Below are 4799 nucleotides of genomic sequence, written 5' to 3'. Positions count from 1 at the left end.
GTGGCCAACACGCCCGGCCTCAACGTCCTCGGACTCGGCGAGGACGTGGCCCGCTCCCTCGGCACGAACGTCGTCGCGGCCCGCACCGTCGGCATCGTCGCCATCACCCTGCTCACCGGCGCGGCCACGGCGGCGTGCGGGCCGATCGCGTTCATCGGGCTCGTGGTCCCGCACGTGGCGCGGGCCGTCACCGGACCCGACTATCGCTGGCTGGTCCCCTATTCGGGCCTGCTCGGCGGCGCGCTGCTCGTCCTCGCCGACGTGATCGGCCGGATCGTCGTGCGGCCCGGCGAACTGCAGGTCGGCATCGTGCTCGCGCTGATGGGGGCGCCGTTCTTCATCGCCCTGGTCCGCCGGCGCCGGCTGGTGGCGCTGTGACCGCGCCCGCGACGACGCACCCCGCACCGGACCGGCCGACGGTCCCGTCCCGCCCGGCCCTGCGGCTCGGCCCGGTCTCGCTCGTGTGGCGCCCGCGCATGGTGGTCGTGTGCCTGGCGCTGGTGGTGGCGACGTTCCTGCTGCTGTGCGTGGGCCTCGGCCGGGGCGACTATCCGTTGTCGGTGCCGCAGGTGCTCGCCGTCCTGGCCGGCGGCGGGGAACAGCTCGACCGGTTCATCGTGCTCGAGTTGCGGCTGCCCCGCGGCCTGGCGGCGGTGCTCGTCGGCGCGGCCCTGGCCGTCTCCGGGGCGCTGACCCAGACGGTCTCGCGCAATCCCCTGGCCAGCCCCGACATTCTGGGCATCACGGCCGGGGCGAGCGCGGCCGCCGTCGCCCTGATCGTCGCCACCGGGTCCGGAGTGCTCGGCGGGGCGCTCGGCGCGCTCGGCCTGCCGCTCGCGGCGCTGCTGGGGGGCCTGCTCACCGCGGCGGCGGTGTACGTGCTGGCCTGGCGCGGCGGCGTCGAGGGCTTCCGGCTGGTGCTGATCGGCATCGGCGCCAACGCCCTGTTCGTCGCGCTGACCAACTGGATGCTCGTCTCGGCCGACATCAACGACGTCTCGCAGGCCCAGGTGTGGCTCACCGGGTCGCTCAACGGTGCCGGGTGGTCCCAGGTGGTGCCCACGGCGCTCGCGCTCGCCGTGCTCGGCGGCTGGCTCGTCACCGGCGCGTTCACGATGGGCGCGCTGCGGCTCGGGGACGACACCGCCCGCTCGCTCGGGGTGCGGCTGCAGACCCAGCGGGCGGTGCTGCTGCTCTCCGCGTGCGCGCTGGCCGGGATCGCCACCGCGGCGGCCGGCCCCATCGGGTTCGTCGCATTGGCCGCCCCTCAGGTCGCGTTGCGGCTGGTCCGCTCCCCCGGCCCGCCGCTGATCGCCTCGGCCCTGACCGGGGCGGCGCTCGTCGTCGCGGCCGACATCCTCGCCCGGACGGTGCTGCCGGTGGCCCTGCCCGTCGGGCTGGTCACCTCCGCGCTCGGCGGCCCGTTCCTGCTGTACCTGCTCGTGCGCTCCAACCGAAAGGTCTCCGTATGACCGGCATCTCCCGCGACATCGGCGCGCCCGCAGCCCAACCGGCGGCGGCCGCGGCGCCGCGGCTCGTCGCCGAGCACCTGGCCCTGGGCTACGGCGACCGGCTCGTCGTCGACGATCTGGATCTCACCGTGCCCACCGGCGTGATCACCACGGTGATCGGTCCCAACGGTTGCGGCAAGTCCACCCTGCTGCGGGCCCTGGGCCGGCTGCTGCGCCCGCGTCGCGGCACCGTGCTCCTCGACGGGCACGCGATCTCCTCGATGCGCACCCGCGACGTCGCGCGAGTGCTGGGGATGCTGCCGCAGGCCCCCGTCGCGCCGGAGGGCCTGACCGTCGCCGACCTCGTCGCACGCGGACGGCATCCGCACCAGTCGTGGCTGCGCCAGTGGTCCGCCGACGACGAGGGCGAGGTCGCCGTCGCGCTGGAACGCACCGGCATCGCGGATCTGGCCGACCGCCCGGTCGATCAGCTCTCGGGCGGGCAGCGGCAGCGGGCGTGGATCTCGATGGCGCTGGCGCAGGGCACCGACATCCTGCTGCTCGACGAGCCGACCACCTATCTGGATCTGGCGCATTCGGTGGAGGTGCTCGACCTCGTCGACCGCCTGCACTCGGAGCTGGGGCGCACCGTGGTGATGGTGTTGCACGATCTGAATCTCGCGATCCGCTACAGCGACCATCTCGTGGTGATGAAGGACGGGCGGATCGTGCGGTCGGGGGCGCCGGCGGAGGTGATCACCGAGGACTTGCTGCGGGAGGTCTTCGCGCTCGACGCCGCGGTGATCGACGATCCGGTCTCGGACCGGCCGCTGATCGTGCCGATCGGCACCCGCCACGTCGTCGGCACCGCGGGCGGCCCGGCGGCCACGAGAACACGTACTACTTCGGGTAGTACGACACGTACGTCGGAGACCCGGTAAACTCGTGTCATGGCAGCACTCGGAGAACTCGAACGCGCAGTGATGGACCACCTGTGGTCCTCCACCGAACCCCAGACCGTCCGGCAGGTCCACGAGGCCCTCGCCGCCCGGCGCTCCCTCGCGTACACCACCGTCATGACCGTTCTCCAGCGCCTCGCGAAGAAGAACCTCGTCATCCAGCAGCGCGACGACCGCGCCCACCGCTACGTGCCGGTGCACGGCCGCGAAGAACTCGTCGCCAGCCTCATGGTCGACGCCCTGGATCAGGCCGACGAGTCCGCCGGCCGGGTCGCCGCCCTCGTCCACTTCATCGGGCGTGTCAATCCCGACGAGGCCGCCGCGCTGCGCGAGGCCCTCGCCGCCCTCGAGGCCGAGGAGGAAGGGCACGCCCGTCCCGCCGTCGCCGACCCGGGTACCGGTCGGGCGAGCTGACTGGCACACTCGGTGCCATGAACGCGACCACTGCGCTGGTCTTCGGCATCCTTGCGCTGCTGCTGGCAGGACCGGTACCGGCCCTGCTCAGTCGTGCCACCTGGCCGTACCGCAACCCCCGCGCCGCCCTGGTGCTGTGGCAGGCGGTGGCCCTCGCGGCCGTGCTGTCCGCGTTCAGTTCCGGCCTGGCCATCGCGTCGCTGCTGCTCGTCCCCGGCGAGGACGGCCGCCCCACCACCGCCCCGCTGCAGGAGATCGACGCGCTGGGCCTGCCCCTGTGGCTGACCTACGTGGTGGTCTTCGCCCTCACCCTGCTGATCGGTGCACGGCTGATGTATTCGATTCTGCGGGTCGGCGTCCGAACCCGCCGCCGCCGGGCCCGGCACCGCATGCTCGTCGACCTGCTCGACCGGCGCGACAGCGGCGCGTCGGTACGCCAGCTGTCCTACGTGCGCGTCCTCGACACTGCCGAACCCGTCGCCTACTGCCTGCCGGGCCTGCGGCACCGGGTCGTGCTCAGCGAAGGCACCCTCGACCACCTCGGCGACGACGAGATCCGCGCCGTCCTCGGCCACGAGCACTCGCACCTGCGGGCCCGGCACGACCTCGTGCTCGAGGCGTTCACCGCCGTCTACGAGGCGTTCCCCCGCTGGGTGCGGTCCAAGTCGGCGCTCGGCTCGGTGCAGCTGCTCGTCGAGATGCTCGCCGACGACTCCGCCGTGCGCGTCACCGGACCCACCCCGCTGGCCCGGGCCCTGGTGGCCTGCGCCGGCGCCCGCACCCCCCAGGGCGCCCTCGCCGTCGGTGGCCCCTCCACGCTGCTGCGGGTCAAACGCCTCGCCGAACCCGGACCGGACCTGCGCACCGCCGTCATCGCGTACGCCGCCGCCGTCGCGATCCTCGTCGTCCCCACCATCGCGGTCGCCGTGCCGTGGCTGACCGAACTCGGCCGCCTGCTGCGCGCCTGGTGAACCGGCGCCGGCCCCACCCGTAGCACGCCCCCGATTTCGATCCCGTCCGGGTTCGGGGGAAGCTGTACCCATGACCGTCGAACGCACCGAGAATCCCCGCGCCCAGATCGGCGTGACCGGCCTGGCCGTCATGGGATCGAACATCGCCCGTAACTTCGCCCGCCACGGCCACACCGTCGCGCTGCACAACCGCAGTGTCGCCAAGACCGACGCCCTGCTCGAAGCCCACGGCGACGACGGCGACTTCGTGCGCACCGAAACCGTCGAAGAGTTCGTCGCCGCCCTGCAGAAGCCGCGCCGGGTGCTCATCATGGTCAAGGCCGGCGAGGCCACCGACGCGGTCATCGAGGAACTCGCGAACGCGATGGAACCCGGCGACATCATCATCGACGGCGGCAACGCCCTCTACACCGACACCATCCGCCGCGAAGCCGCACTGCGCGAACGCGGCCTGCACTTCGTCGGCGCCGGCATCTCCGGCGGCGAGGAAGGCGCCCTCAACGGGCCGTCGATCATGCCCGGTGGCCCCACGGAGTCCTACGAGGCCCTCGGCCCCCTTCTCGAGTCCATCTCCGCCCACGTCGACGGCACCCCGTGCTGCACCCACATCGGCCCCGACGGCTCCGGCCATTTCGTGAAGATGGTGCACAACGGCATCGAGTACGCCGACATGCAGCTCATCGGCGAGGCCTACAACCTGCTGCGCGACGCCCTCGGCTACGACGCCACGACGATCGCCGACGTGTTCTCCGAGTGGAACACCGGCACCCTCGAGTCCTACCTGATCGAGATCACCGCCGACGTCCTGCGCCAGACCGACGCCACCACCGGCAAGCCCCTCGTCGACGTCATCGTCGACGCCGCCGAGCAGAAGGGCACCGGCCGCTGGACCGTCAAGTCCGCCCTCGACCTCGGCGTCCCGGTCACCGGCATCGCCGAGGCCGTCTTCGCCCGCGCCCTGTCCGGCTCCCGCACCCAGCGCGCGGCGGCCCGCGGCCTGGCCT

General features: G+C 73.0%; 6 protein-coding genes. All 6 read left to right on the top strand.

Annotation, left to right across the window (positions count from 1 at the left end; all coding sequences use genetic code 11):
• On the top strand, positions 1-378 hold a 378-nt coding region (locus AIIKEEIJ_RS12645; RefSeq protein ID WP_161995783.1), incomplete at its 5' end, for an iron chelate uptake ABC transporter family permease subunit.
• Positions 375-1472 (top strand): FecCD family ABC transporter permease, encoded by a 1098-nt coding sequence (locus tag AIIKEEIJ_RS12640; protein WP_006936803.1) that lies wholly within the window; start codon positions 375-377, stop codon positions 1470-1472. The genes AIIKEEIJ_RS12645 and AIIKEEIJ_RS12640, both read left to right, overlap by 4 nt.
• Positions 1469-2392: an ATP-binding cassette domain-containing protein gene (locus AIIKEEIJ_RS12635; RefSeq protein WP_161995782.1), complete on the top strand. Its 924-nt coding sequence runs from the start codon at positions 1469-1471 to the stop codon at positions 2390-2392. The genes AIIKEEIJ_RS12640 and AIIKEEIJ_RS12635 overlap by 4 nt, the downstream gene beginning before the upstream one ends.
• A 9-nt stretch (positions 2393-2401) precedes the next feature.
• A complete protein-coding gene (locus AIIKEEIJ_RS12630; RefSeq protein ID WP_006936801.1) occupies positions 2402-2824 on the top strand; it encodes a BlaI/MecI/CopY family transcriptional regulator in 423 nt (140 codons plus the stop codon).
• Positions 2825-2841: 17 nt separating this feature from the next.
• A complete protein-coding gene (locus AIIKEEIJ_RS12625; protein WP_006936800.1) occupies positions 2842-3795 on the top strand; it encodes a M56 family metallopeptidase in 954 nt (317 codons plus the stop codon).
• Between the two features lie 70 nt (positions 3796-3865).
• Positions 3866-4799 (top strand): NADP-dependent phosphogluconate dehydrogenase (gene gndA / locus AIIKEEIJ_RS12620; RefSeq protein WP_161995781.1); only part of this gene is annotated, 934 nt, incomplete at its 3' end.

Origin of the sequence: Rhodococcus sp. YH1, from assembly GCF_009939605.1 — a bacterium.
Classification (GTDB): domain Bacteria; phylum Actinomycetota; class Actinomycetes; order Mycobacteriales; family Mycobacteriaceae; genus Rhodococcus; species Rhodococcus aetherivorans.
The sequence above is the reverse complement of the archived record's forward strand: the minus strand, read 5'-3'. Positions and strand labels throughout refer to the sequence as shown.